21 protein-coding genes are annotated in these 26,027 nt (G+C 42.4%); 18 read left to right on the top strand and 3 right to left on the bottom strand.

What is annotated here, in order from left to right:
• Positions 1-350: 350 nt before the first annotated feature.
• The 4 genes from ADH27_RS08805 to ADH27_RS08790 all read left to right on the top strand — a co-directional run bounded on the left by ADH27_RS08805 (position 351) and on the right by ADH27_RS08790 (position 5,285).
• Positions 351-1,052 carry an ABC transporter ATP-binding protein gene (locus tag ADH27_RS08805; protein WP_006597027.1) on the top strand — a complete coding sequence of 234 codons (702 nt, stop codon included), beginning with the start codon at positions 351-353 and terminating at the stop codon, positions 1,050-1,052.
• 11 nt (positions 1,053-1,063) lie between these two features.
• Positions 1,064-3,781, top strand: a complete 2,718-nt coding sequence (locus tag ADH27_RS08800) for an FtsX-like permease family protein (protein ID WP_048717419.1) — start codon at positions 1,064-1,066, stop codon at positions 3,779-3,781.
• 68 nt (positions 3,782-3,849) lie between these two features.
• Positions 3,850-4,692 carry a metallophosphoesterase family protein gene (locus ADH27_RS08795; RefSeq protein WP_048689558.1) on the top strand — a complete coding sequence of 281 codons (843 nt, stop codon included), beginning with the start codon at positions 3,850-3,852 and terminating at the stop codon, positions 4,690-4,692.
• Positions 4,693-4,835: 143 nt separating this feature from the next.
• Complete coding sequence (locus ADH27_RS08790) at positions 4,836-5,285, top strand: Rrf2 family transcriptional regulator (RefSeq protein ID WP_023023935.1); 450 nt, start codon at positions 4,836-4,838, stop codon at positions 5,283-5,285.
• A 97-nt stretch (positions 5,286-5,382) separates the two neighbouring features.
• On the opposite strand, the gene ADH27_RS08785 is transcribed toward ADH27_RS08790, so the two are convergent.
• Positions 5,383-5,721 carry a hypothetical protein gene (locus ADH27_RS08785; protein ID WP_048689555.1) on the bottom strand — a complete coding sequence of 113 codons (339 nt, stop codon included), beginning with the start codon at positions 5,719-5,721 and terminating at the stop codon, positions 5,383-5,385.
• Positions 5,722-5,745: 24 nt separating this feature from the next.
• On the bottom strand, positions 5,746-6,828 hold the full coding sequence (locus tag ADH27_RS08780) for a M24 family metallopeptidase (RefSeq protein ID WP_048689552.1): 1,083 nt from the start codon (positions 6,826-6,828) through the stop codon (positions 5,746-5,748).
• Positions 6,829-6,988: 160 nt separating this feature from the next.
• On the opposite strand from ADH27_RS08780, the gene ccpA reads away from it, so the two are divergent.
• The 5 genes from ccpA to thrS all read left to right on the top strand — a co-directional run bounded on the left by ccpA (position 6,989) and on the right by thrS (position 13,012).
• Positions 6,989-7,993: a catabolite control protein A gene (gene ccpA / locus ADH27_RS08775; RefSeq protein WP_006595886.1), complete on the top strand. Its 1,005-nt coding sequence runs from the start codon at positions 6,989-6,991 to the stop codon at positions 7,991-7,993.
• Between the two features lie 95 nt (positions 7,994-8,088).
• Entirely contained in the window at positions 8,089-9,087 is a 999-nt protein-coding gene (locus ADH27_RS08770) for a glycosyltransferase family 4 protein (protein WP_006597024.1), read from the top strand.
• Between the two features lies 1 nt (position 9,088).
• The gene (locus ADH27_RS08765) at positions 9,089-10,411 is read left to right on the top strand and encodes a glycosyltransferase family 4 protein (RefSeq protein WP_048717418.1); all 1,323 of its coding nucleotides are present in this window, start codon (positions 9,089-9,091) and stop codon (positions 10,409-10,411) included.
• Positions 10,412-10,688: 277 nt separating this feature from the next.
• A complete protein-coding gene (locus tag ADH27_RS08760; protein WP_048717416.1) occupies positions 10,689-11,012 on the top strand; it encodes a MazG-like protein in 324 nt (107 codons plus the stop codon).
• Positions 11,013-11,068: 56 nt separating this feature from the next.
• Positions 11,069-13,012 carry a threonine--tRNA ligase gene (thrS, locus tag ADH27_RS08755; protein ID WP_048717414.1) on the top strand — a complete coding sequence of 648 codons (1,944 nt, stop codon included), beginning with the start codon at positions 11,069-11,071 and terminating at the stop codon, positions 13,010-13,012.
• Positions 13,013-13,372: 360 nt separating this feature from the next.
• On the opposite strand, the gene ADH27_RS08750 is transcribed toward thrS, so the two are convergent.
• Positions 13,373-14,422, bottom strand: coding sequence for a DUF389 domain-containing protein (locus tag ADH27_RS08750; RefSeq protein WP_048717412.1), 1,050 nt, complete (start codon positions 14,420-14,422; stop codon positions 13,373-13,375).
• Between the two features lie 580 nt (positions 14,423-15,002).
• On the opposite strand from ADH27_RS08750, the gene yycF reads away from it, so the two are divergent.
• From yycF to ftsY, 9 genes are all read left to right on the top strand, one after another.
• On the top strand, positions 15,003-15,704 hold the full coding sequence (gene yycF / locus ADH27_RS08745) for a response regulator YycF (RefSeq protein WP_048717457.1): 702 nt from the start codon (positions 15,003-15,005) through the stop codon (positions 15,702-15,704).
• Complete coding sequence (vicK, locus tag ADH27_RS08740; protein ID WP_048717410.1) at positions 15,697-17,043, top strand: cell wall metabolism sensor histidine kinase VicK; 1,347 nt, start codon at positions 15,697-15,699, stop codon at positions 17,041-17,043. Before yycF ends, vicK begins: the two co-directional genes overlap by 8 nt.
• A gap of 8 nt (positions 17,044-17,051) precedes the next feature.
• The gene (locus tag ADH27_RS08735) at positions 17,052-17,861 is read left to right on the top strand and encodes an MBL fold metallo-hydrolase (RefSeq protein WP_048689535.1); all 810 of its coding nucleotides are present in this window, start codon (positions 17,052-17,054) and stop codon (positions 17,859-17,861) included.
• A gap of 57 nt (positions 17,862-17,918) precedes the next feature.
• Positions 17,919-18,308 carry a YbaN family protein gene (locus ADH27_RS08730; protein ID WP_376739467.1) on the top strand — a complete coding sequence of 130 codons (390 nt, stop codon included), beginning with the start codon at positions 17,919-17,921 and terminating at the stop codon, positions 18,306-18,308.
• Positions 18,309-18,466: 158 nt separating this feature from the next.
• A complete protein-coding gene (gene rnc, locus ADH27_RS08725; protein WP_048689531.1) occupies positions 18,467-19,168 on the top strand; it encodes a ribonuclease III in 702 nt (233 codons plus the stop codon).
• On the top strand, positions 19,159-22,704 hold the full coding sequence (smc, locus tag ADH27_RS08720) for a chromosome segregation protein SMC (protein ID WP_048689528.1): 3,546 nt from the start codon (positions 19,159-19,161) through the stop codon (positions 22,702-22,704). Before rnc ends, smc begins: the two co-directional genes overlap by 10 nt.
• On the top strand, positions 22,694-23,491 hold the full coding sequence (locus ADH27_RS08715) for an HAD family hydrolase (protein ID WP_048689525.1): 798 nt from the start codon (positions 22,694-22,696) through the stop codon (positions 23,489-23,491). Before smc ends, ADH27_RS08715 begins: the two co-directional genes overlap by 11 nt.
• Positions 23,488-24,309, top strand: a complete 822-nt coding sequence (locus ADH27_RS08710) for a Cof-type HAD-IIB family hydrolase (protein ID WP_048689523.1) — start codon at positions 23,488-23,490, stop codon at positions 24,307-24,309. Before ADH27_RS08715 ends, ADH27_RS08710 begins: the two co-directional genes overlap by 4 nt.
• Positions 24,309-25,979 carry a signal recognition particle-docking protein FtsY gene (ftsY, locus tag ADH27_RS08705; protein WP_048717408.1) on the top strand — a complete coding sequence of 557 codons (1,671 nt, stop codon included), beginning with the start codon at positions 24,309-24,311 and terminating at the stop codon, positions 25,977-25,979. The genes ADH27_RS08710 and ftsY overlap by 1 nt, the downstream gene beginning before the upstream one ends.
• Positions 25,980-26,027 lie beyond the last annotated feature (48 nt).

Genomic DNA, 26,027 nt, shown 5'->3' with positions numbered 1-26,027 from the left:
TTCAAAGGGGCTATTATATAAAAATGAAAGAAAAACTTGAAATATCAGTTATTTAAACGATCATAACAATTCATACTTATTTGTTATTATATCACAAACTAAAGAGAGGAGGGCAGATGATGCTTGAAGATTTCTATATCAGGAACTAGATAAGATCAAGCTTTTTCCTTGTCTATTTTTGCATAGAAAAGTATTAGTTTCTTGGATAGCTTTATTCATAAAATAGAGGAAATGCATCCCTCACAAATTTCTTGTTTTTTAGTCGTTTTAAGGGATTGATTGTTCTTGGTCTTCCGGTAAAAAAGGACTATAATAAAGATAGGAACTTGTGTTTAAGTGGGAGAAAAGATATGGCTTATATTGAGATGAAACATAGTTATAAACGCTATCCGTCAGGAGAAACTGACATCATTGCCAATAAAGATGTTACTTTTGAAATTGAGAAAGGCGAATTGGTCATCATTTTGGGGGCATCAGGCGCAGGAAAATCAACAGTCCTCAATATTTTGGGAGGTATGGATACCAATGATGAAGGGGAGGTTTTAGTGGATGGGAAAGCCATCTCAAGCTTCTCCTCGCACCAACGAACGGATTATCGCAGAAATGATGTTGGCTTTGTCTTCCAGTTTTATAATCTCATCCCTAATTTGACAGCCAAGGAAAATGTTGAGCTGGCTTCTGAAATTGTTTCTGATGCCTTAGATCCTGAACAAGTCTTGAGAGAGGTTGGATTGGGTGAGCGTTTGAACAACTTTCCAGCCCAGCTATCTGGTGGGGAACAACAACGGGTAGCCATTGCGCGCGCAGTGGCTAAGAACCCTAAGATTCTCCTTTGTGATGAACCAACAGGGGCTTTAGACTACCAAACCGGTAAACAGGTTTTAAAGATTCTTCAGGACATGTCTCGTAAAAAAGGGGCAACAGTGATTATCGTCACTCATAATGCTTCTTTAGCGCCAATAGCCGATCGTGTCATTCAGATGCATGATGCTCAAGTAAAATCGGTGACCATCCATAACACTCCACTAGATATCGATAGCCTAGAGTATTAGGGAGGTTGTTCATGAAGCGAAAAGTATATTGGAAAGATCTATGTCATTCCTTTACCAGTTCCAAAGGGCGCTTTTTGTCCATTTTAACGCTGATGATGCTGGGTACCTTAGCTCTGGTCGGTTTAAAAGTAACGACCCCAAATATGCATCGGACTGCCCAGCGCTTTATAGACCAACAAGAGATGCTGGACCTCGCTGTCATGGGAGATCTTGGTTTGGATAAGACTGACCAAGAAGAGCTACAAGGATTGACGGGGGCCAGCTTGGAGTTTTCCTACCTGACAGATGTGACGATTGACGGAAAGGACGAAGCTGTTCGACTTTTTTCCACTCCAGAAACCATCTCACGCTTTCAGCTGGCTGCAGGGCGGCTTCCGCAGAAGGAAGATGAGGTCGCTCTAGCAGCGTTTTGGAAAGATCGTTACCAGATTGGGGATCAGCTAAGGATACATGAAAAAGCTGGAAGTCCATCTGTTTTAAAGACAAAAAACTATCGAATTGTTGGCTTTGTAAAGTCTGCTGAGATGTGGTCCGAAAAAGACTTGGGCCAAGCTAGGAGTGGGAGTGGTTCTTTGGATGCCTATGGTGTCCTCTCAAAAGAAGCCTTTACTAGTCCTGTTTATAGCCTTGCTCGGATTCGGTTTGATGATTTGAGGGGGTTCAATCCATTCTCAACCAGCTATCAAGATCGTCTGGCCTCCCATCAAAAGGACCTGGAAGAACTCTTAGCTGGAAATGGTCAGGAGCGCTATCGAAAGCTACAGGCTGATGGGAAACAAAAAATCCAAAAAGGGCAAGAAGAACTTGATGCTGCCAACAAACAGTTAGCAGACGCACGCGAAAAGGCAGGTCAAGCACAGACACAATTGACGGAGCAATCCAATAAACTGAATCAACTGTCTACACTCTTGCCCAAGGAAGAACTAGAAACAAGGCGACTCGAGTTGGCAGAAGCTCAAAAGCAACTAGATCAGCAATTGGTCAACATTCAGACAGGTGAATCGGAACTAGCAACTAAACAGAAGGACCTGGAAAAGGCCAAGGAAGATCTGAAAAATATAGAGCAACCAAACTATCATGTCTATGATCGAAAAACCATTCCAGGTGGCCAGGGTTACCTCATGTATAGTAATGCCAGTGCCAGTATCTCCGCCGTAGGCAATCTATTTCCTGTGGTACTCTACGCAGTCGCTGCCATGGTCACGTTTACGACCATGACTCGTTTTGTTGATGAAGAACGGAGCCATGCGGGCTTGTTCAAGGCCTTGGGCTATCGAACGAAAGATATCTTAGCAAAGTTTCTCTTGTATGGCTTGGTTGCTGGAACAGTTGGGACAGGCATCGGAACTCTTCTCGGTCATTATGTTTTATCTGGAACCATTTCGCAAATTATTACGCAGGGGATGGTCGTAGGAACTAGTCAACAGTATTTTTATGGGTCCTATAGCTTATTAGCCTTGGGGCTCTCCCTTCTTTCTAGCGTCTTTCCAGCTTATCTAGTCGCTAAGAGAGAGTTGAAGGAAGAAGCCAGTAACCTCCTCCTTCCAAAACCGCCAGTTTCCGGATCCAGTATTTTGCTCGAACGGCTACCGTTTTTGTGGAAACGTCTGAGTTTCACCCAAAAGGTGACCGCTAGAAATATTTTTCGCTATAAACAGCGGATGGTGATGACCATATTTGGTGTTGCTGGTTCGGTTGCTCTTCTTTTTGCGGGCTTGGGGATTCAATCCTCAGTCGGTGGAGTACCCCAACGCCAGTTTGGGGAAATCCTCAAGTACGATATGATTCTCTCGACCAAATCCAGCCTGACAGACGAAGAGGAAGAATCCTTGAAGAAGCGCTTGAAGCAAGCAGATATAAAAGAGACAGAAGCCATTTTTACAAAACAAGTGGAGGCTTCTTATCCTTCCGGACGTGGAAAACAAAGCATGACCTTAATGGTGTCCTCTAAAGACAGCTTGGAACCTTTTATCAGTCTCCGCTCAGAAGGGGGAAGACTCGACCTATCCAATGGGGCGGTAATTACCAGCAAATTAGCGCAGCTGGCCAAGGTGGGCGTTGGAGATGACTTGCGGATAGATGGCCATACGATTAGGGTGGCTGCGATTACCGAAAATTATGTTGGCCATTTTGTCTATATGAATCAAGCGACCTATCAGAAAACCTATGGAAGAAGTGTTAAGAAGAATGCCTATTTGGTCCGATTACAGTCTTCTTCTCAGCAGTTGGTCCAGAAGGTCAGTCGGGACATGATGGAAGAAGGGGCGGTGCTTGCTGTTACGCAAAATACTTCCTTGATTTCTCTCTTCAGTTCTGTAGCCCAATCATTGAATAAGACCATGATGATTTTAGTTTTGGTATCTATTTTGCTAGCGATGGTTATTTTGTATAATTTGACCAATATCAATGTGGCAGAACGAATCCGTGAGTTATCCACCATTAAGGTCCTCGGCTTCCATCATCAAGAAGTCACCCTTTATATTTATCGAGAAACTATCCTCTTGTCTCTTGTAGGGATAGGATTGGGTTTGCTAGGAGGCTTTTATCTCCATCGCTTCTTGATTGCCATGATCGCCCCAGATGCCATTCTCTTTTATCCGCGGGTGGCCCTTGGTGTCTATCTTTATCCTATCGCTTGCGTCATTCTGATCCTAGCTAGCTTAGGAATCTTGGTCAATCATCATCTTCGTAAGGTAGACATGCTGGAGGCTTTGAAATCTGTTGAATAAAAAAGAAACTTCTACCCTAGGGTGGAAGTTTTTTAGAGCTTTGGTATAATGAAAGAAGGAGAAGAGACATGACAAAAATTGCTTTGCTTTCGGATATACATGGGAATACAACTGCTTTAGAGGCTGTGCTTGGAGATGCCAAGCGGGCAGGTGTAGAAGAATACTGGTTATTAGGGGATGTCCTTATGCCGGGAACTGGTAGACGACATCTTTTGAACCTACTTGAAGAATTGCCCATTACCGTACAGATTTTAGGAAATTGGGAAGATAGCTTGTGGCGAGCGATGAAGGGGATGCTGGATCCATCAAGGGCTAGTCACCGTTATTTGATGCGCCATTGTCAGTATATCTTAGAAGAAATTCGTCCAGAAGAGATAGAGGCCATGCAAAGTCTGCCCATGCAAGTGCATCGGGAAGTTTCCGGCTTAAGAGTGGGCATTACCCATCATCTGCCAGACAAAAACTGGGGACGCGAATTGATCCATATAGGAGACCAGAAAGATTTTGATCGCCTCGTAACCAATCCCCCTTGTGATCTAGCAGTCTATGGTCATATCCACCAACAGTTTTTCCGATATGGAAGTGGTGGAGAGCTCATCTTGAATCCGGGTTCCATCGGCCAACCCTTCTTTTTGCAAGCCAATCTTCGAAAGGATCTCCGGGCCATGTATGCTATTCTAGAGTTTGATGAATCGGGTTTGAAAGATGTTGACTTTCGGCGGGTGTCCTATGACATTGAGAAAGAACTCCAGCTCGCTAAGGATCTGAAACTCCCTTACTTCCAAGTTTACTATGAAAGTTTAGTCAATGGGATCCACCATACCCATAATCATGAGCTTCTACATGAAATAGCCCAGCGAGAGGGACACAATGTAGAAGTAGACGCATGGTTGAGAGACTTTTTCAATTAGTGTAACAGTTGACATTACAACAAATAAGGGTATAATAGACTAAAAGAAAGAATTTTAACGTCTGAAGAGTAAATGTGTCTAGTTACTGATGGCTTTAGATCCAGTTTAAGACATCCCTATCTAGATGGAAGAGAGGAGTATCCATGCAAATTTCAAGTCGTTTCACCATTGGAACCCATGTATTAGTCATGATTGCTTTAAAAGGAGATTGCACCAAGGTGACCAGTGATATGATTGCTGGCAGTGTTGGGGTGAACCCTGTCATTATTCGAAAGACCTTGTCTCAATTAAAAAAGGCAGGCTTGATCCATGTAGCGCGTGGAACAGGTGGGGCCGAGATGGCCAAAGAATTGGAAGCTATTAGTTTGTTAGATATCTACCAGGCGGTTGAATGCCTTGGGAAGACTGGTCAATTATTTGGTTTCCACGAGCATCCAAATCCAGCTTGTCCGATTGGAAATAGCATCCATGGCGTCCTAGATGGGAAGCTGGAAAAGATTCAATTGGCCATGGAAAAGGAAATGGCTCAGACCAGCCTCAAAGAAGTGGTGGAGCAAACCAAGAAACAGATGGAGCTAGCAACCGTTTCTTGATTTGAGTCTGTAAGAAACTTGAAATAAAAAAGCCTTTCAGTATAGACTGAAAGGCTTTTTGTGTTCATTGAGTAAAATAGCAACACTCCTTCTAGCTTTACTTCACTAGGGCTACGAAGCTGACTAGAATAAATCCAATTGCAAAAATCCATGTCCAGTAACGATTAGGAATGAACATGAAGGAAGAACGATCGCGGAAAGCAATGCGTTGCCCTGTTTCCTCATCAATCAGATACCGAACTTGATCGGAAACAAATTTCTTTGTTAGCAAATAATTGACTGCTGCAGCAAGAATCCCCAACATACATCCTAAGATGATACTATCTGTACTCTTATTTACATTAAGATGCAGGAAGGAATAAATCATATTCGCCAAAGCTCCTCCAATCATAAGAGCAAGGGGAACGAGCAAGCCTTTACCACGCCAAACAATCATACAACAATCTCCTTAGTTTCTAACTTAATCAAAATAGAGCAAGTCTTTGCTGGTTTCGGTAAAGAGGCCAAAGCCATCTTTTGTGACATAGCCACAGTCTTCAATCCGAACTCCGACTTTTCCAGGGATGTAGATGCCTGGTTCGACTGAGAAGCACATGCCTTCTTCGATGACCATGTCATTTCCTTCCATGATAGAAGGGAATTCATGCACATCCATTCCGATACCGTGTCCGAGGCGGTGGTTGAAGTATTCGCCGTAACCTGCTTTTTCAATGACGCTTCGGGCAGCACGGTCTACTTCATGCGCCGTTACACCCGGTTTGATCATATCTAGGGCAGCCTGCTGAGCTTCTAAAGTCAAGTGGTAGATTTCTTTTTTGAAATCATCTGGTTTTCCAACAGCGACTGTTCGCGTCATATCTGAAGCATAGCCATTCACCATACAGCCCAAGTCGAAGAGAAGAAGAGCATCTTTTTCAATTTTGTTGCTTCCTGGGATGCCATGAGGGTTGGCTGCATTGTTACCAGTCAAGACCATAGTTTCAAAGCTCATTTCATAGCCCAAGCGTTTGATGCCAAAGTCGATTTCTGCGACGATATCCGTCTCAGTTTTATCCAGAGAAATGGCGTCAAATCCCATATTGACAGCCTTATCTGCATATTGACCAGCAACTAACATTTTTTGGATCTCATCAGCAGATTTGATCAAGCGCATCCGGTTAATCCGAGGGCTGAGATTGGTAAATGTTGCTTGTTCAAAGACTGAACGAAGTCCATGGTACTTGGTCAAAATCAAATTATCAAATTCCAAAGCGACCGTTTTGGCTTCTGGATTAGCGCTAGCCCCTTTGATTTTTTCCCAAGGATTTTCAGAATCCACATACCCTACCACTTGGAAATCCACAACTGCAGTCGCCCGTTCTACCTCAAGAGCAGGGACAAAAAGAAGCGGTTCATGGTCTGGATAAACGAACAAGAAGAGCTGACGCTCGTGAGGATCACTGTAAAATCCAGTTAGGTAATTGATGGTGACAGGATCGGATACAACAGCAACATCCGTTTTTTCGGTTTCAAGAAATGCTACAATTTGATCTAATTTAGACATAAGCTACCTTCTTTCTATTGATAATATTTTGTCAGATTTTCCCTAAAAAATCAAGAGTTTGCAAAAAGATGTTAAAATGCTTGAAAGTGTTTACAATAAGTGATAAAATAGTTGTTATAGAAGACTGAAAACGAAATTTTCAATAAAGAAAGGAAGTAATATGAATACAGACGATACTGTAACCATTTACGACGTTGCCCGAGAGGCGGGTGTCTCAATGGCGACTGTTAGCCGTGTCGTGAACGGAAATAAGAACGTTAAGGAAAATACTCGTAAAAAAGTATTGGAAGTCATTGAACGTTTGGACTATCGTCCGAATGCAGTAGCTCGTGGACTTGCGAGTAAGAAAACCACAACGGTAGGTGTTGTGATTCCAAATATTACCAATAGTTATTTCTCTACTCTGGCAAAGGGAATCGATGACATTGCTGAAATGTACAAGTACAACATCGTCCTTGCCAACAGCGATGAAGACGATGATAAAGAAGTTTCTGTTGTCAATACTCTTTTCTCAAAACAGGTCGATGGGATTATCTTCATGGGTTATCACTTGACAGAAAAGATTCGTTCAGAATTCTCTCGTTCTCGGACACCGGTGGTCCTTGCTGGGACAGTTGATGTCGAACATCAATTGCCAAGTGTCAATATCGATTACAAGCAAGCGACAGTAGACGCGGTTACACTATTGGCTAAACGAAATAAAAAGATTGCTTTTGTAAGTGGACCATTAGTAGATGATATCAACGGTAAGATTCGCTTGGCTGGCTACAAAGATGCTTTGAAAGCAAAAAAATTGTCTTACAGTGAAGGCTTGGTCTTTGAGTCTAAGTACCGCTATGAAGAAGGCTATAACTTGGCTGAACGCATCATTGCATCTAAAGCAACAGCAGCCTTTGTAACTGGGGATGAATTGGCAGCAGGTTTGCTTAATGGTCTAGCTGATCAAGGTGTGAACGTACCGGAAGATTTTGAGTTGATTACCAGTGATGATTCACAAATTACACGCTACACTCGTCCAAATCTTTCAACTGTTGGCCAACCACTTTATGATTTGGGGGCTATCAGTATGCGGATGCTGACAAAAATTATGCATAAGGAAGAATTGGAAGAAAGAGAAGTTCTTCTTGCCCATACCATCAATCATCGTGGGACTACGAAGAAGTAAAAATCAAAGGAAGCCAAGGCTTCCTTTTTTCTTGTCTCTGCATGAATCTCCGGTAAAACTTGAAGGGGTCTGCTAAATTAGGTATAATAGAGGGTATGAAAGTATTACTGTATTTAGAAGGAAAATCCGTTTTACAAAAATCGGGGATCGGTCGAGCTCTCCAACACCAGATGCATGCCTTGGATTTGGCTGGAATCCCCTACACCACAGATATTTTAGGGGACTACGATGTGGTTCATATTAATACTTATGGTCCTCGGAGTTTGTTGCTATTGCATGCTGCCAAACGTCGAGGGAAAAAGGTCATTATGCATGGACATTCCACACGGGAAGATTTCCAAAATTCATTTATTGGGTCCAATTTGTTTGCTCCCTTATTTGGCAAATATTTGGCTCATATGTATAAAAAAGCCGATTTTATTATTACCCCTTCAGAGTATTCGAAACAACTGATTCAGTCCTACGGGGTCAAGACTCCAATTGTCGCTGTTTCTAATGGGATTGATTTGTCTAAATATAAAAAAGATCCCAAAAAAGAAGAGGTTTTTCGGAAGCACTTTAATATCCAAGAAGGAGAGAAGGTCGTTTTATGTGCGGGTCTCTACTTTAGACGAAAAGGGATTGAAGACTTTGTAGAAGTGGCTCGTCGGATGCCAGATGTCCGCTTTATTTGGTTGGGGTCGATTAATAAATGGTTAATCCCTCGGGCTATTCGTCGTCTGGTCGAGAAAGATCATCCGAGCAATGTTGAATTCCCTGGCTATTTTAAGGGAGCTGTGTTCCAAGGTGCTATGACAGGTGCGGATGCCTTCTTCTTCCCATCTTATGAGGAAACGGAAGGGATTGTTGTCCTAGAGGCCTTAGCGGGTCACCAGCATGTCGTCCTCCGGGATATTCCAGTTTATCATGGTTGGGTGGACCAAGAGTCGGCAGAATTGTGTCATTCAGTGGATGAGTTTGTGGACTCTCTTGAAAAAGTCTTGTCTGGTCAAGTGGACAAGCGCGATGCAGGGGATCGAGTAGCTCAAAGTCGCTCAATTGATTTGGTAGCGGATCAACTAGTGAAAGCCTATCAGCAAGTATTGGAGATGTAATATGCGTATTGGATTATTTACAGATACTTATTTTCCGCAGGTATCGGGGGTTGCGACCAGTATTCGAACCCTTAAAACAGAATTGGAGAAGTTGGGACATACTGTTTTTATCTTTACGACGACGGATAAGGATGTCAACCGCTATGAGGACTGGCAAATTATCCGCATTCCAAGTATCCCTTTCTTTGCTTTTAAGGATCGGCGGATTGCTTATCGCGGCTTTACCAAGGCTTTGGCCATTGCCAAACAATACAAACTGGATATGATCCATACACAGACAGAGTTTTCTTTAGGACTACTCGGGGTTTGGATTGCTAAGGAGCTTCGGATTCCAGTAATTCATACCTATCATACCCAGTATGAAGATTATGTGCGTTATATTGCCAAGGGGATGGTTATCCGACCAAGTATGGTCAAATATATTGTTCGTGGTTATATGAATGACTTGGATGGGGTCATCTGCCCGAGTGAGATTGTCTATGATCTCTTGCTAAAATACAAGGTCAAGGCTGAAAAACGGATTATTCCAACAGGAATTGAGCTGGCAAAATTTGAACGACCTGAAATCACGCAAGTGGAGACGCAAGCCCTTCGTGAAAAATTAGGAATTCAAGAGGGTGAAATCATGCTCTTGAGCTTGTCACGGGTTTCTTATGAAAAAAATATCCAAGCTGTTATCGCGGCCTTGCCTAAAGTGCTAGAAGAAAATGCGCATGTAAAATTGATTGTGGCCGGAGATGGGCCTTATCTGGATGATTTAAAAAAACAAGCGGCCAAGCTTGGTGTATCAGATGCGGTGGTCTTCACAGGGATGATTCCACCAAATGAAACAGCTCTTTACTATAAAGCAGCGGATTTCTTTATTTCGGCTTCGACTAGTGAGACGCAAGGCTTGACCTATTTGGAGAGTATCGCTAGTGGGACGCCCCTAATTGCTCAGAGTAATCCTTACTTAGATAATGTGATTAATGATCGGATGTTCGGAATCTTGTATGACCAAGAAGAAGATTTGGCAGCAGCTATTTTAGAGGCGACCTTAGCCACACCAGAAAAGGATGAGGCCAAGTGGGAGGAGAAGCTGTATGAAATTTCTTCTACAAACTTTGGGCGCAGGGTCTATGAGTTCTATCTAGACGCTATTATTTCGAAAGATTTTTATAATGAACGTCATCCTGAGGAAAGCCGTACCAAACGGGTAACCAAGTCCATTGTGAAAATTCCACAAAAGGTCATCGCTATGCCAGTAAATGGGTCTGTGAGAATCATGAAGGGGTCCTTTAAACAGGTTAAGAAAATCCGTCATATCACCAAGTTGTTGGATTAGATGGGAGTTTTTTTCTCTTGCAAAAATTTTCAATCGTGCTATAATACTACTCAGAGACATATCAAATCTAGGAAATCTGATAGAGAGCGCGTGGAGCTGGAAATCGCGTAGAGGATAGATTTGGGACTACTCGATTAACTTTTTATGCAAACATAAAACGGTGGCCACGTTAGAGCCAATCAGAGGTGTCCCTCTTTTTTGAGGAACATAAATGAAGGTGGAACCACGTTGCGACGTCCTTTTTGGATGTCGCAATTTTTTTATGAGGAGACTAACTATGGAGTTGCAAGAATTAGTGGAGCGCAGTTGGGCAATCCGACAAGCTTATCACGATCTGGAAGTTAAGCATCATGATTCCAAGTGGACGGTAGAAGAAGACCTCTTGGCTTTATCAAATGATATTGGAAATTTCCAACGATTAGTGATGACCAAGCAAGGACGCTACTATGATGAAACACCTTACATACTGGAACATAAACTTTCAGAAAATATCTGGTGGCTAGTAGAACTTTCTCAACGTTTGGATATAAACATCCTGACGGAAATGGAAAACTTCCTCTCTGATAAAGAAAAGCAGTTGAACATTCAGACTAGGAAGTAGTCTGCTAATAAAAAGTCAATGCATAGAAACTATGAAATATAAAAAAGGAGAAAATCATGATTAAGATTACTTTCCCAGATGGCGCTGTTCGTGAATTCGAATCTGGCGTTACAACTTTTGAAATTGCTCAATCTATCAGCAATTCCCTAGCTAAAAAAGCTCTTGCTGGTAAATTCAACGGCAAACTCATCGATACTACTCGTGCTATCACTGAAGACGGAAGCATCGAAATCGTGACACCTGATCACGAAGACGCTCTTCCAATCTTGCGTCACTCAGCGGCCCACTTATTTGCCCAAGCTGCTCGTCGTCTTTTCCCAGACATCCACTTGGGTGTTGGTCCAGCTATCGAAGATGGTTTCTACTACGATACAGACAACCAAGCGGGTCAAATCTCTAATGAAGATCTTCCTCGTATCGAAGAAGAAATGCAAAAAATCGTGAAAGAAAACTTCCCATCTATTCGTGAGGAAGTGACTAAAGATGAAGCGCGTGAAATCTTCAAAAATGATCCATACAAATTGGAATTGATTGAAGAGCACTCAGAAGACGAAGGTGGCTTGACCATCTACCGTCAAGGTGAATATGTAGACCTTTGCCGTGGCCCACACGTCCCATCAACTGGTCGTATCCAAATCTTCCACCTTCTTAACGTAGCTGGTGCCTACTGGCGTGGTAATAGCGACAATGCGATGATGCAACGGATCTACGGTACAGCTTGGTTTGACAAGAAAGACTTGAAGAACTACCTTCAAATGCGTGAAGAAGCTAAGGAACGTGACCACCGTAAACTCGGTAAAGAGCTTGACCTCTTCATGATTTCTCAAGAAGTTGGTCAAGGTCTTCCATTCTGGTTGCCAAATGGTGCGACTATCCGTCGTGAATTGGAACGCTACATCGTCGACAAGGAGTTGGCTTCTGGCTACCAACACGTTTACACTCCACCACTTGCTTCTGTAGAACTTTACAAGACTTCTGGTCACTGGGATCATTACCAAGAAGATATGTTCCCAACCATGGATATGGGAGATGGGGAAGAATTCGTCCTTCGTCCAATGAACTGCCCACACCACATCCAAGTCTTCAAACACCATGTTCATTCATATCGTGAGTTGCCTATCCGTATTGCTGAAATTGGGATGCAGCACCGCTATGAGAAATCAGGTGCTTTGACTGGTCTTCAACGTGTACGTGAAATGTCCCTTAACGACGGTCACCTCTTTGTGACTCCAGAACAAATCCAAGAAGAATTCCAACGTGCCCTTCAGTTGATTATTGATGTATATGGGGACTTCAACCTAAACGAATACCGCTTCCGCCTCTCTCTTCGTGACCCTCATGATACTCACAAGTACTTTGATAACGATGAGATGTGGGAAAATGCCCAAACCATGCTTCGTGCTGCCCTTGATGAAATGGGCGTTGACTACTTTGAAGCTGAAGGGGAAGCAGCCTTCTACGGACCAAAATTGGATATCCAGGTGAAGACTGCCCTTGGAAAAGAAGAAACCCTTTCTACGATTCAGCTTGACTTCTTGCTTCCAGAACGCTTTGACCTTAAATACATTGGAGCTGATGGTGAAGAACATCGCCCAGTTATGATCCACCGTGGAGTTATTTCAACCATGGAACGCTTCACAGCGATCTTGATTGAGAACTACAAGGGTGCCTTCCCAACATGGCTTGCACCACACCAAGTGACTCTTATCCCAGTTTCTAATGAAAAACACGTGGACTACGCTTGGGAAGTAGCGAAGAAGCTTCGTGACCGTGGTGTCCGTGCTGATGTGGATGAACGTAATGAGAAAATGCAATTCAAGATCCGTGCATCACAAACTAGCAAGATTCCTTACCAATTAATCGTTGGTGACAAGGAAATGGAAGACGGAACTGTCAACGTTCGTCGCTATGGACAAAAAGAAACGAACACTGTATCAGTAGATGAGTTTGTAGCAGCAATCCTTGCTGATATCGCCAACAAATCTCGTGTTGAGAAATAAAACGATAAAACCTGGGATAAAAATTCCAGCTACCTAAAAAAGAGGTTGGGACAAAAGATCCCGACCTCACTTTTTATTAGCAATCAAACTTTGACGCGGTAGCTGATTGAACTTTTTGTTCGTCTTTTAGACTCCAAAAAGCTCCTAATCATCCTCGCGGGGCTGGGACTACGAAATCGAGACTTTGTCTATCGATTTCTGTCCCACCGCCTTTTTATATTTTGTTTAACCTGAGCTAGTAGTGATTGGTCAAACCACCACAAATAGTATCCTCATCAACAATCCTTTCTATCCATTAACTTTTGGATATAGGATATCCCCCCAAGATTTGCTTCCATGAGTTAGATAAGTTGACAATCCTCAATCCTTGTCTGCCTCATTTTCTTTTACGAGATCGTTTTGTGAATCTTTTTCAGAGAGTTTTTGATCGATATACTTGTCAATGTTTTCGTAAAATTCCTTGGTCGTCTCACTATCTAATTTTGTCGAATTATGGACTTGATTGACTTTCAATTGAACAGATTGAATACCGTAAGAGGCTTGTTTTTGGCGAATGGTTTCTAATTCTTCTTCTGAAATCGGATCTCCAACAACCGTCAAGACCAATTCATTATTCCTTGACTTGTAGACTTGATTAATGACCGTATGATTAGCGAACTCTTTTCCTACAAACTGTTTGATCCCTTCTTTTCGCGCTTGATCCATCGTCAGAGTGACTGCTGAATAGCTGGCTGGAAGGACCAATAATACAATCAAGGATATCAACCCAATTTTCATTTTAATGTTTAGCTCATTAAATGAACTTAAGGGAGATTTTCTCATCAAAATTCTTGTTCCAACAATGTTGATTAGCATGATAAAGACACAGTTGATCAAGAAAAGATAGAGAGCTCCAAATAAGAATCGTACATTTCCATTAGCTAAACCATAACCTGCAGTACAGATAGGTGGCATTAGAGCAGTTGCAATGGCTACTCCTGGCACGATATTGTTTGCTTCTTTTTTCCTTGAACCAATAAAGCCTGCTATCCCACCAGCAATAGCAATGAGAACATCCCAAATGGTTGGAGAGGTTCGTGCAATCAACTCGCTACTTGCATAAGATAAGGGAGAAATCCAGAAATATAGAGTCGAGACAAGCAAACTGACCAATACTTGAGTAAATAAAACCCCTAGAGATTGCTTGATTAAACGCGTATCAAAAATAGCTAAACCAAACCCCAGTCCAATAATCGGTGTCATAAGAGGGGAAATCAGCATGGCTCCAATAATGACAGCTGTTGAATTCATATTTAGACCTATAGAGGCAATAAAAATCGAACACATCAAAATCACTGTATCTCTTAATCGAACATGAAGGTCATCATATAGTTTCTCGCGGAATTCACGTGTTGAATAGTTTCTGGTCATTGGTTACTCCTTTTATTTCATATAATCTTGTTTCTGAATGGATGATGGTAGAGAGACTTATGTTCAATCTTACATACTTTAAATTCTCACCTATTATTCTTTTGAAAATTTTCCTTTAAGTAGCCATCAGTCCATCCTTAACATTATATCAAAAATTTCACAGCCTTTTTCTGAAGAAATCTATCAATTGAACAGATAGAGAAAGTCAGAAATTTTAGATTCCTTATTCAAGGAAGGAAGAACGGTATCTCCTCTGAAAGAAGATACCGTTTTAATGTTTAAACATGATGAGTATGTTTGTAGAAGCAATTTTTGCTGATATCGCCAACAAATCTCGTGTAGCAAAATAACAGATAGAAAAGCTAGGCTTCACACCTAGCTTTTCTGTGGATTGAAAATAATTATTCAAGCGCTATTTTAGTGACCTCTATGTTGTGATTATCATTTTTTCTATTGCACAACCTTTTTCTTTCTCTTTCTTTACAAATCAAAGTATAACTCCCATTTTTCAAAGAAATTTGCTATAATGAAGGGACAGAGATTTGAAGAAGCAAAGAAAAAAATAGAAGTAGGTACATGTATGAAGAAAATTCTTGTTGTAGATGATGAAAAGCCGATTTCGGATATTATAAAATTCAATATGGCCAAAGAAGGCTATGAAGTCTTGACTGCCTTCGATGGAAAAGAAGCACTGGCTGTTTTCGAAGCTGAGAGCCCAGATATTTTGATCTTGGACCTCATGCTTCCTGAAATTGATGGTTTGGAAGTAGCGCGTACCATTCGAAAGACCAGTAATGTACCGATTATTGTCTTATCTGCAAAAGATACAGAATTTGATAAGGTCATCGGTCTTGAAATTGGTGCGGATGACTATGTGACTAAGCCATTCTCAAATCGTGAGCTTCAAGCTCGCGTAAAAGCTTTGTTGCGTCGGACAGAACTAACGGTAGAATCACAGACAGAGTCTACATCAGATTCAGATATTGTGATTGGTGATTTGAAAATCATTCCGGATGCCTTCCTTGCTCAGAAAAAAGGCAAAGAGCTCGAGTTGACCCATCGCGAATTTGAGTTGCTCTATCACTTGGCGACCCATGTAGGCCAAGTCATGACCCGTGAGCATTTGCTGGAAACAGTCTGGGGCTACGATTATTTTGGGGATGTTCGGACAGTGGACGTAACGATTCGACGTTTGCGTGAAAAAATCGAAGATATTCCAGGCCGTCCGGAGTATATTTTAACGCGCCGCGGTGTCGGTTACTATATGAGAAACAATGATTAATCACATTAAAGAAGTCATGACCTCTTATAATTTTGTTTTTATATTACTTACTCTTGGATTTATTATTGTTGTCGCCTTGTTGATCCTGGAAAATCGTCGGGATAACATGAAGCTACGCTTGTTGAATGATAAAATTAAGAGTTTGATTGCTGGAGAGTATTCCGATATTATTGATTTACAAGGGGGTCCTGAATTAACAGAGATTTCCAACAATATCAATGATTTATCAGAAGTTATTCGTTTGACGCATGAAAATCTGGAACAAGAAACCAAGCGCTTGACCAGTATTCTTTCCTATATGACAGATGGGGTCTTAGCGACCAACCGTCGGGGACAGATTATCCTGGTCAATGAAATGGCTGCCAAACAGCTTAATGTCGTGGTCGAAGAGGTCATGAATATCAGTATTCTAGATCTGCTTGGCATTAGTGAAGAGTATGAACTGCGTGACTTGATTACCAATGTTCCGGAATTGACTATCGATTCGCAGGATGAAAATGGGGAGTACATCTCTTTACGGGTTCGCTTCGCTTTGATTCGGAGAGAGTCTGGTTTCATTTCGGGTTTGGTAGCTGTCTTGCATGACACAACCGAACAGGACAAGGAAGAGCGGGAACGTCGTTTATTCGTATCCAACGTTAGTCATGAACTCCGAACACCACTGACCAGTGTTAAATCTTACCTGGAAGCCTTGGATGACGGAGCCATTTCGGAGCCAGTTGCACCGGAATTTGTCAAAGTATCTTTGACAGAGACCAACCGGATGATGCGGATGGTGACGGATCTATTGAGTCTTTCACGGATTGATAATGAAACCAGTCAATTGGATGTTGAGTTGACCAACTTTACAGCCTTCATCACCTTCATTTTGAACCGCTTTGATAAGATGAAGAACCAGGCTGGTGAGAAGAAATATGATATTGTTCGTGATTATCCAATTTCGCCTGTCTGGGTTGAAATTGATACAGACAAGATGACACAGGTCTTAGACAATATCTTAAATAATGCTATCAAATATTCCCCAGATGGTGGGGAAATTCGTGTGGGAATGAAAACGACAGATGCCCAGTTGATTATCTCGATTTCAGATGAGGGCTTAGGGATTCCTAAAAAGGATCTCCCACGAATTTTTGACCGCTTTTATCGCGTGGATAAGGCACGTAGTCGCGCCCAAGGTGGGACTGGTTTAGGACTGGCCATTGCCAAGGAAATTATCAAGCAACACAAAGGATTTATCTGGGCCAAGAGTGAATATGGAAAAGGTTCTACTTTCACGATTGTCCTACCATATGACAAAGATGCTATCCTGGATGATGGATGGGATAATGAGGATGAATAAGAAAACTAATGGATGAAAAAGGGTTTAAGTATAGTATTTTAGCTTCAGGATCGAGTGGTAATTCTTTTTACTTAGAGACTCCTAAGAAGAAAATTCTAGTAGATGCAGGCCTGTCCGGGAAGAAAATTACAGGTTTGCTTGCAGAGATTGATCGCAAACCCGAAGATCTTGATGCTATTTTAATCACACATGAACATTCGGATCACATTCATGGCGTTGGTGTGCTAGCTCGTAAATACGGGATGGACCTATACGCCAATGAAGCTACCTGGAAGGCCATGGAGGGAAGCAAGTACCTTGGGAAGGTCGACGACTCCCAGAAACATCTTTTTGAAATGGGTAAGACCTTAACCTTCGGGGATTTGGATGTGGAAAGTTTTGGTGTTAGCCATGATGCTGCGGCTCCCCAGTTCTACCGGTTCATGAAAGATGGGAAGAGTTTTGTCATGCTGACGGATACAGGTTATGTCAGTGATCGAATGGCAGGGATTGTTGAAAATGCAGATGGCTATTTGATCGAGTCCAACCACGATGTAGAAATCCTACGGGCAGGCTCTTATGCTTGGCGATTAAAGCAACGGATCTTATCCGATTTGGGTCACCTCTCTAATGAAGATGGCGCAGATGCCATGATTCGGACCCTAGGCAATAAGACCAAAAAGATTTATCTGGGCCACTTATCCAAGGAAAACAATATCAAGGAATTGGCCCATATGACCATGGTTAATCAACTGGCTCGAGCAGATCTAGCAGTGGGGCATGATTTTGACGTCTTGGATACATCTCCAGATACAGCGACTCCATTAGTAGATATCTAGATGATTAAAAAAGGAGATGAGCTCATCTCCTTTTTAGGTCAGTAGTGTAGGCTTTAAATGAGCAGAAGGATAGGAGCAGTTAGTTTGAAATATGTGTATATAACAGTAGGGTTTATTTCCTTAGGATTAGGGATTATTGGGATTCCATTACCTATTTTACCAACGACCCCGTTTCTTTTATTAGCTATGGCTTGTTTTGCCAAGAGTTCTCAACGCTTTGAAAAATGGTTGCATGGGACCAAGTTGTACCAAACTTATGTAGCGGATTATCGGGAAACCAAGTCGATCTCAAAAAAGCGGAAAAAAAGAATTATTCTACAAATTTATCTTTTGATGGGGATTTCCATTTACCTGGCACCACTCTGGTTTGTAAAATTAGGTCTACTGGGATTAACTATTTTTATCAGTTATTATTTGTTCAAAGTGATTCCGGATAAAGAAGAATGATATAAGGACAGAATAGGTCCTAAATCCTATCTTGAAAACAAGGGAAAGGAGTGCGAGACGCACTCTTTTTTGGTATAATAGAGGGGTGTATCTTTTGGACGGAATAGGTCACAGGATTCAATCCAGATGCATAAATGAAGAAAGAAAGTAGTAACGTGATGCAAGCCTTATATAACCTTCTTGCTGAGAAATTTCGGCTGACTTTTGACGATACAGAATTGTTGGAAACAGCTTTTACACATACCTCATATGCGAATGAGCATCGCCTCTTAAAAATTTCACATAATGAACGTTTGGAATTTTTAGGAGACGCTGTTCTCCAGTTAGTGATTTCCGAATATTTATTTGCCCTCTACCCAAGTAAGCCAGAGGGAGATTTGTCAAAAATGCGTTCCATGATTGTTCGTGAGGAAAGCCTGGCAGGTTTTTCCCGTGATTGTGGTTTCGATCAATTTATCAAACTTGGCAAGGGAGAGGAAAAATCTGGTGGACGTAACCGAGATACCATCTTAGGAGATTTGTTTGAAGCTTTTTTAGGCGCCTTACTCTTGGATAAGGGAGTAGAGATGGTGCGGAACTTCATTCAGCAAGTCATGATTCCTAAAGTCGAGGCAGGTCAATTTGAGCAAGTGATTGACTATAAGACGCGCTTGCAAGAAATCCTTCAAATCCATGGGGATGTCTTGATTACCTATGAGGTGACGAGTGAATCAGGACCGGCTCATGCCAAGGAGTTTGAAGTGCAAGTGTCTGTCAATGGGAAAATCATCGGTCAAGGACGTGGCCGGTCTAAAAAGGCTGCAGAACAAGAAGCAGCAAAAAAAGCAGTGGAGAATAAGGTGGATCCCTCATGTATTTAAAGGAAATTGAGATTCAAGGATTTAAGTCTTTCGCAGATAAGACCCGAGTCATCTTTGACCAAGGGGTAACCGCAGTGGTTGGCCCTAATGGATCTGGAAAATCGAACATTACGGAAAGTCTGCGCTGGGCCTTAGGTGAATCGAGTGTCAAGAGCCTACGTGGTGGCAAGATGCCGGACGTGATTTTTGCTGGGACTGAAACTCGGAAACCCTTAAACTACGCCTGCGTAACGGTAGTACTGGATAACCGGGATGGCTTTATCAAACAAGCTGCTAAAGAAATCCGCGTGGAGCGTCATATTTATCGATCGGGTGATAGTGAATACAAGATTGATGGCAAGAAAGTCCGTTTGAGAGATGTCCATGATCTCTTTATGGATACTGGACTTGGGAGAGATTCTTTCTCTATTATTTCTCAAGGGAAGGTTGAAGAAATCTTTAATTCCAAACCAGAAGAGAGACGGGCTATTTTTGAGGAAGCTGCTGGGGTTCTTAAATTTAAGACGCGTCGCAAGGAAACAGAATCTAAGTTGGTTCAGACACAAGATAATTTGGACCGTCTAGAAGACATTATTTTTGAGTTAGAGGGGCAAATCAAACCTCTTGAAAAGCAAGCCCTTGTGGCCAAACGTTTCTTAGAATTGGATCAACAACGCCAGGTTCTTTATTTGGATGTTTTGATTGCACAAATTGAAGTCAATAAAAAAGACTATGATCAAGCCGTCCAAGAAGAAGCCTCCATCCAAGAGCAATTAAAGGCTTATTACCAGAAAAGAGAAGAGTATGAGGCGGAAAGTCTCCGATTGAAACAGAGTCGTCAGACTCTTCAACACCAATTGTCAGATGATCAAGCTAGCCTCTTGGAATTGACTCGTCTCTTAAGTGATTTGGAGAAACAAATCGAATTGGCACGCTTGGAGTCCCAACAGGTCGCTCGAAGTCGTCAGGAAAATCAAGAGCGGGTCAATAGTCTGGAAGTGCGCCTACAAGTTCTTCGGAACCAGTTGGAAGAAAAACAAGCCAATACAAAGAGTCTTCAAGAAGAACTACAAAAGAGCCAAGTAGCTCTGGAAGGTCTGGAGAAAGAGTTGGCCAGCTTCTCAGAAGATCCAGATCAGGTAATCGATTATTTACGTGAAAAATACGTGGCCTTGATGCAGGATGAAGCGGAGCGATCAAACGAATTAACAACCATTGAAAATCAACTGGAAGCCTCAGCTCAATTATCTCAGAGCAAGAAAGAAGACTTTCAAAAGCAAGTTCAAATCGTAAGAGAATTGCAGGAAAAAGACCAGGTTGCTCAAGAAGCTTATCAAGTAGCTCAAGAGCATCTGAAACACTTGCTTGAGACCTATCAATCAGAGGCAAAACGGTTTGAGGAAGCTCGCCAGGCTTATCAAGAAGCGCAAGCCAAGATGTTTGATTTACTGGATCAAAGTAAGGAAAAACAGGCTCGCATTAACAGTTTAGAGGCGATTCAAAAAAATCATAGTAATTTTTATGCGGGCGTAAAGAGTGTCTTGCAAGAAGCGGCTCGCTTAGGTGGGATCGTGGGAGCTGTCAGTGAAAAACTTTCCTTCTCACCAGAGTATCAGACTGCCTTAGAGATTGCTCTAGGAGCTAGCAGTCAGCATATTATCGTAGAAGACGAAGGAGCAGCAACACGGGCAATCGAACATCTGAAGAAGAATCGCTCGGGTCGGGCAACCTTCCTTCCTTTGACAACCATTAAACCACGTCACCTTGCAGGAAAGAATCAAGAACTGATTGAAGCCTGTCCAGGGTTCCTAGGGATGGCTAGCAGTTTGGTGGACTATGATCCTTCCCTCGAGTCGATTTTTCAAAACCTTTTGGGTGTCACAGCTATTTTTGATACAATTGAGCACGCCAAGTCGGCTGCTCGCAAAGTTGCCTACCAAGTTCGTATCGTGACGCTCGATGGAACCGAACTGCGCACGGGTGGTTCCTATGCAGGGGGAGCGAATCGAACCAATAATTCGATTTTTATCAAGCCAGAACTGGATCGCTTGCACCAAGAATTGGCCTCTCTTCAGAAGAACTTGCGAGAAGTAGAAGGGCAGGTTCAAGAGCAACAGGACCAAGTGAGCCAATCACAAGAAAAACTAGAATCTTTGAAAGGCCAAGGAGAAGTGGCGCGACTAGAAGAGCAACGCCTTCAATTAGCTTTTGAGCAAGCTCACCAGCAACTCTTGGATGCCCAAGAACTGTTAGAACTTATCCGTACAGAGCTGGATGAAGGTAGCGACCAGGAGCTCCTCCAAAAACGGGATCACTTGCAAGCGCGGCTGAAAGAAATTGAGGCGGAAAAAGAGCAAGTCACTGCTGAGATTGAAGAAGTCAAGCTCAATAAAGATGTCGTTGTTGAGAAAATTGAAAATTTACGAGTAGCCATTGCCAAGCTTCAATTACAAAAAACAGAGTTGAAGAGTCGATTGACCTATGACCAGACAGATTCCGAACGCTTGCAGCAAGAGTTGGCTTCTACTGAACGGGAAATCCAAGCTCTCCAATATGCGATTGAGCAGGGAGAAGATCGACATGAGCAAATCGATGTTTCTGTCCTTGAAAAACAACTGCAAGCAACCCTTCAAGAGAAAACCGCTCTGGAGCAAGCTGTGATTCGTAAGCAATTTGAATTAGAGGATTTGGAAGGCCAGTCTGAAGATGTAGCGGGTCATATGGAACAAGCCCGTCGTCAAAATGAGGAGTGGATTCGCCTACAGGCCAAAGCAGAATCCAATCGTGATCGCTTGGCGGATAAGCTAAATAAATTGATGTTAGCTCTGACCGATGAATTCAAGATGAGTTTTGAAGAGGCATCTAATCAGGCCAACGAACTAGAAAATCTAGCTCAGTCTGAGCAAGTCTTAAAAGACTTGGAGAAAGCGATTAAAGCCTTAGGACCTGTCAATATTGATGCTATCGAACAATACGATGAGGTCAAGACTAGGTTTGATTTCCTTTCCAGTCAACGAGAAGATGTCTTGGCAGCGAAGAATCTTCTTCTTGAAACCATTAATGACATGAATGATGAGGTGAAAGAACGCTTTAAGTCTACGTTTGAAGCGATTCGTGAATCCTTCCGAATAACCTTTAAACAGATGTTTGGGGGAGGATCAGCAGATCTCATCTTGACGGATGGGGATCTCTTGTCTGCTGGGGTCGAGATTTCTGTTCAACCGCCAGGTAAGAAAATTCAATCCTTGAATTTGATGAGTGGTGGGGAGAAAGCTTTGTCAGCATTGGCGCTGCTCTTCTCAATCATTCGTGTCAAGACTATTCCATTTGTCATCTTGGATGAGGTAGAAGCGGCTCTAGACGAGGCCAATGTTAAACGTTTTGGGGATTACCTCAATCGTTTTGATAAGGAAAGTCAGTTTATTGTGGTCACCCACCGTAAGGGAACCATGGCGGCAGCAGATTCCATCTACGGAGTGACCATGCAAGAATCTGGAGTCTCTAAGATTGTATCTGTGAAGCTGAAAGATATAGAAGGAATGGATAATGGAAATTAAATTAGTCGCAACAGACATGGATGGGACCTTTTTGGATGAAAATCATCAATTTGATCAAGCTTTATTCCTAAAGGTATTAAAGAAGTTTCAAGAAAAAGGGATCTACTTTGCGGCAGCAAGTGGTCGGCCTCTCCTCTCTTTGAAGACAATCTTTAAAGAGGTTCAGGATCAGATTATTTTTATAGCTGAAAACGGCAGTGTTGTTGAGTTTCATGGTGAAGATGTCTATGAAGCGACCATGAGTCCTGAATTTTACCAAGCCATGTTTGCCAAGTTACAAGAAAGTCCTTATTTTGATAAAAATAAGTGCTTGTTAACGGGAAAACGTGGGAGCTATGTTCTAAAAACCGTTGATCCAGACTATCTAGCTGCTTCACAAAACTACAATGAAAATATTCAAATGGTGTCTGATTTTTCAGAAATTGATGATCTTGTCTTTAAGATGACCACCAATTTTGACCAAGAAGTATTAGCGGAAGGGGAAGCCTGGGTTACCCAAAATGTTGAGGGTGTTAAGGCTATGACCACTGGTTATGAGTGCATTGATATTGTCTTGGATTATGTGGACAAGGGAGTCGCCATCCAAGCACTAATGGATCAGCTAGGCATTAGTCGAGATCAAGTCCTAGCTTTTGGGGATAACCTCAATGATCTTCATATGATGCAGGTTGTTGGCCATCCAATTGCGCCAGAAAATGCCCGTCCAGAGATTTTGGAATTGGCTGAAAAAGTATTAGCTCACCATTCGACAGGATCTGTCCTTCGCTTCATGGAGGAAGAATTATGAGTCAGATTAAGGTTATCGCACTAGACTTGGACGGTACTCTCTTAAACTCAGATAAGAAAATCTCCCCTCGGAACTTAGCTGCCATTCGTGCAGCTCAAGAAAAAGGGGTCAAGGTAGTTTTGACGACGGGTCGTCCCCTCAAGGCTATGGATTTTCTGCTTCAAGAGATTGGGACTGCCGGCTTGTCAGATGAATACACCATTACGTTTAATGGTGGCTTGGTACAAAAGAATACAGGGGAGATCATTGCGAAGACAGTTTTCTCTCGTGATGATGTCGTCCGTATTTATGAGGAGACAGAGGCCCTTGGTTTGCCCCTAGATGCCATCAGCGAAGGGGTTGTTTATACACTTGTATCTGATCAAGAATCTCTTTACCCTCTCTATAATCCTTACTTGAACTTTATTCCCGTTTCTATTGAAGATTTGTCCAGTCAGATTTCCTACAATAAGTGTGTAACGGCCTTTCAACAGGACTATTTGGATGGCGCTATTCCAAAGATTTCTCCTGAATTAAGGGAGCGTTTTGAGATTTTTAAATCCAGAGACATGCTCTTGGAATGGTGCCCCAAAGGCGTTCAAAAGGATCGAGGCTTGGAAGCTTTGGTGGAGTATTTAGGAATCGATGCTAGCCAAGTCATGGCGTGTGGAGATGAAGCCAACGATGCCAGCATGTTAAGATGGGCAGGCCTAGGAATCGCCATGGCTAATGCGGTGGATAAGGTGAAAGAGATTGCCACACTAGTCTCAGACTACACCAATGATGAAGATGCAGTCGGAAGAGCGATTGAAGAATATGTATTGAAGGAGGGTCAATAATGGGATTATTTGACCGACTATTTGGAAGAAAAGAAGAAACAAAACCACAAGTTCAGGATCTTACAGAAGAGCTTGTGGAAAGCCCTGAGAAAGCAAGCTCGCCAGCTGAGCCGGTATCTCAAAAGGCTTCACAAAGTGATGAAGCAAAGATTTCGGCAATGGAAGCCTACTATGCAGAATTAAAAGAGCGAATGGCTGCCGAATCAGCGCGATCATCGCAAGAGTCGACAGCATCTATTGAAGAAGAAGTTCCTTCAGAAGAGCCTGTAAATCAGGAAACAGCTATCGAGGAAAAGGGCTCTTCTCAACTAGAGCAAGCTACCTCTCCTGAGGAAGTAACCGAACCTGCTCCTGTTCCTGAAGAACAGACTATAGAAGTAGAAACATTACAAGAAGAGAATCTTGAAGAAGAGCCTCTGAATTCTTCATCAGATCTTGCCCAAGAAGCCTTTGATGAGGATATTTTTGCAAAGAATGAAACAGAGGATGAGACTTCAAGTCTTTCCAAAGAACCCGAGGAAGTAATTGAAGAAGCAACTACTGAAAGTTCAGAGGAAGAAACAGGAGAGTTTGAAGAAGACACTCCAGTAGAAGAAACAACTAGCGAACCTGAAGATACAGAAGAGCTTGAAGCAGAATTGTCAGTAGAGGAAGCTGCTAGCGAACCTGAAATTTCAGAAGAGGTTGAAGAAGAGCCTCTAGTAGAAGAAACGACAAGTGAGCCAGAAATTGCTCAACCAACAGAAACGGTTCAAGAAAAATACAATCGAAGCTTGAAGAAAACTCGGACTGGATTTGGTGCTGCGCTTAATGCATTTTTTGCTAACTTCCGTTCTGTCGATGAAGAATTTTTTGAAGAGTTAGAAGAACTCTTGATTATGAGTGACGTAGGGGTCCAGGTCGCTTCGAATCTGACCGAAGAGCTCCGCTATGAAGCACGCTTGGAAAATGCCAAAAAGCCGGATGCCTTGCGTCGCGTGATCATTGAAAAATTGGTGGATCTCTATGAAAAAGATGGCCAATACAATGAGCAAATCAACTTTAAGGACGGTTTGACCGTCATGCTCTTTGTCGGAGTGAATGGCGTTGGGAAAACCACTTCTATCGGAAAACTAGCTCATAAGTACAAGAAGGAAGGGAAAAAAGTGATGCTAGTCGCAGCAGATACCTTCCGGGCAGGAGCTGTTGCTCAGTTGGCTGAATGGGGACGCCGTGTGGATGTGCCCGTTGTCACAGGTCCTGAAAAATCAGATCCTGCAAGTGTGGTCTTTGATGGGATGGAACGAGCAGTGGCAGAACAAGTCGATGTTTTGATGATTGATACGGCTGGTCGCCTTCAGAATAAAGACAATCTGATGGCTGAATTAGAAAAAATCGGTCGCATTATCAAGCGCGTGGATCCTACAGCCCCTCATGAAACCTTCTTGGCCTTGGATGCGTCTACAGGACAAAATGCCCTGGTTCAAGCCAAGGAATTCTCTAAGATCACGCCGATTACTGGTATCGTCCTCACTAAGATTGATGGAACAGCTCGAGGAGGAGTGGTTCTTGCTATTCGAGAAGAATTGGATATCCCAGTGAAGTTAATCGGTTTTGGTGAAAAAATCGATGACATCGGTGAATTCAATTCTGAAAACTTTATGCGTGGCTTGTTAGAAGGCTTGATATAAACAAAAAAACTCATCTCAAGAAAGAGATGAGTTTTTAAGTTGCACTTT

The sequence above is a fragment of the Streptococcus sp. 343_SSPC genome (genome assembly GCF_001072385.1).
Taxonomy (GTDB): Bacteria; Bacillota; Bacilli; order Lactobacillales; family Streptococcaceae; genus Streptococcus.
This window is presented reverse-complemented; position numbering and strand designations above follow the sequence as displayed.

Bases quoted from the DNA above. Each gene is read 5' to 3' on its own strand.
- ADH27_RS08805 (WP_006597027.1), top strand. From the start codon at position 351: ATGGCTTATATTGAGATGAAACATAGTTATAAACGCTATCCGTCAGGA.
- ADH27_RS08800 (WP_048717419.1), top strand. From the start codon at position 1,064: ATGAAGCGAAAAGTATATTGGAAAGATCTATGTCATTCCTTTACCAGT.
- ADH27_RS08795 (WP_048689558.1), top strand. From the start codon at position 3,850: ATGACAAAAATTGCTTTGCTTTCGGATATACATGGGAATACAACTGCT.
- ADH27_RS08790 (WP_023023935.1), top strand. From the start codon at position 4,836: ATGCAAATTTCAAGTCGTTTCACCATTGGAACCCATGTATTAGTCATG.
- ADH27_RS08785 (WP_048689555.1), bottom strand. From the start codon at position 5,721: ATGATTGTTTGGCGTGGTAAAGGCTTGCTCGTTCCCCTTGCTCTTATG.
- ADH27_RS08780 (WP_048689552.1), bottom strand. From the start codon at position 6,828: ATGTCTAAATTAGATCAAATTGTAGCATTTCTTGAAACCGAAAAAACG.
- ccpA (WP_006595886.1), top strand. From the start codon at position 6,989: ATGAATACAGACGATACTGTAACCATTTACGACGTTGCCCGAGAGGCG.
- ADH27_RS08770 (WP_006597024.1), top strand. From the start codon at position 8,089: ATGAAAGTATTACTGTATTTAGAAGGAAAATCCGTTTTACAAAAATCG.
- ADH27_RS08765 (WP_048717418.1), top strand. From the start codon at position 9,089: ATGCGTATTGGATTATTTACAGATACTTATTTTCCGCAGGTATCGGGG.
- ADH27_RS08760 (WP_048717416.1), top strand. From the start codon at position 10,689: ATGGAGTTGCAAGAATTAGTGGAGCGCAGTTGGGCAATCCGACAAGCT.
- thrS (WP_048717414.1), top strand. From the start codon at position 11,069: ATGATTAAGATTACTTTCCCAGATGGCGCTGTTCGTGAATTCGAATCT.
- ADH27_RS08750 (WP_048717412.1), bottom strand. From the start codon at position 14,422: ATGACCAGAAACTATTCAACACGTGAATTCCGCGAGAAACTATATGAT.
- yycF (WP_048717457.1), top strand. From the start codon at position 15,003: ATGAAGAAAATTCTTGTTGTAGATGATGAAAAGCCGATTTCGGATATT.
- vicK (WP_048717410.1), top strand. From the start codon at position 15,697: ATGATTAATCACATTAAAGAAGTCATGACCTCTTATAATTTTGTTTTT.
- ADH27_RS08735 (WP_048689535.1), top strand. From the start codon at position 17,052: ATGGATGAAAAAGGGTTTAAGTATAGTATTTTAGCTTCAGGATCGAGT.
- ADH27_RS08730 (WP_376739467.1), top strand. From the start codon at position 17,919: ATGAGCAGAAGGATAGGAGCAGTTAGTTTGAAATATGTGTATATAACA.
- rnc (WP_048689531.1), top strand. From the start codon at position 18,467: ATGCAAGCCTTATATAACCTTCTTGCTGAGAAATTTCGGCTGACTTTT.
- smc (WP_048689528.1), top strand. From the start codon at position 19,159: ATGTATTTAAAGGAAATTGAGATTCAAGGATTTAAGTCTTTCGCAGAT.
- ADH27_RS08715 (WP_048689525.1), top strand. From the start codon at position 22,694: ATGGAAATTAAATTAGTCGCAACAGACATGGATGGGACCTTTTTGGAT.
- ADH27_RS08710 (WP_048689523.1), top strand. From the start codon at position 23,488: ATGAGTCAGATTAAGGTTATCGCACTAGACTTGGACGGTACTCTCTTA.
- ftsY (WP_048717408.1), top strand. From the start codon at position 24,309: ATGGGATTATTTGACCGACTATTTGGAAGAAAAGAAGAAACAAAACCA.